The sequence below is a fragment of the Kitasatospora sp. NE20-6 genome, from assembly GCF_045862635.1.
This window is the reverse complement of sequence record NZ_BPRL01000179.1, coordinates 1-791: the sequence shown is the minus strand read 5'-3', so window position 1 is coordinate 791 and position 791 is coordinate 1. Positions and strand designations below refer to the sequence as shown.

The following is a 791-nucleotide window of genomic DNA, read 5'->3' as shown; positions in this document are numbered from 1 at the left end:
CGTCCTCGCCGCACCCGACTCCGACATCGGCCTCGTCGGCTACGAGATGGCCCTCCTCGTCGACCGCGCCGGAGCCGTCCTCACCCCCGCCCTCCGGGCAGAACTCCAGGGCAGCCTGCTGCACTGATCCCGACCCCCATGCGCCCGGCCCGCCTGGTCGGGCGCACCGACCATCGGCCGCCCCCGGGCGGCCGACCGCCTCAGCCGGCACCGTCCGGCTGGAACCCCGCTGCGAACGGCGGCAGCACGAGGAGGACCTATGACCCCGCCCCCGACACCGGCCGGCTCCTACGGCAACGGGTACGGCAGTGGCTACGGCGGCCAGCAGGCCGGCGGCTACGGTGGGCAGCAGCAGTCCGGCGGCTACGAGCAGCAGCCGCTCGTCCGTCCGTACGCGATGACCGGTGGCCGCACGCGGCCCAGGTACCAGCTGGCGATCGAGGCGCTGATCTCGACCACCGGCTCGGCCGAGCGCTCGGGCGGACTGCTGCCGGAGCACGCCCGGATCGTCGGGCTCTGCCGCGAGGTCAAGTCCGTCGCCGAGATCTCGGCGCTCGCCGGGGTCCCGCTCGGGGTCGCCCGCATTCTCGTCGCCGACCTGGCCGAGGCCGGCCTGGTCACCATCCACCAGCCCGCTGCGGCGGGCGAGTCGGGCGGTGCGCCTGACGTCACGCTGCTCGAAAGGGTCCTCAGTGGACTTCGCAAGCTCTAACGCGGCCGCCCCCAGCCGCGCCACCACCTCCGCGAAGATCGTCGTCGCCGGCGGCTTCGGTGTCGGCAAGACCACGCTC

The 791-nt window shown here is 74.3% G+C and carries 1 protein-coding gene and 2 pseudogenes; all 3 read left to right on the top strand.

Features of this window, described 5'->3' with window-relative positions; translation table 11 throughout:
* Positions 1–127, top strand: a pseudogene (locus SNE206_RS40090) (roadblock/LC7 domain-containing protein); the annotation flags it as partial.
* Positions 128–259: 132 nt separating this feature from the next.
* A complete protein-coding gene (locus tag SNE206_RS40085; RefSeq protein ID WP_030277985.1) occupies positions 260–712 on the top strand; it encodes a DUF742 domain-containing protein in 453 nt (150 codons plus the stop codon).
* Positions 693–791, top strand: a pseudogene (locus SNE206_RS40080) (ATP-binding protein); the annotation flags it as partial. The gene SNE206_RS40085 and the pseudogene SNE206_RS40080, both read left to right, overlap by 20 nt.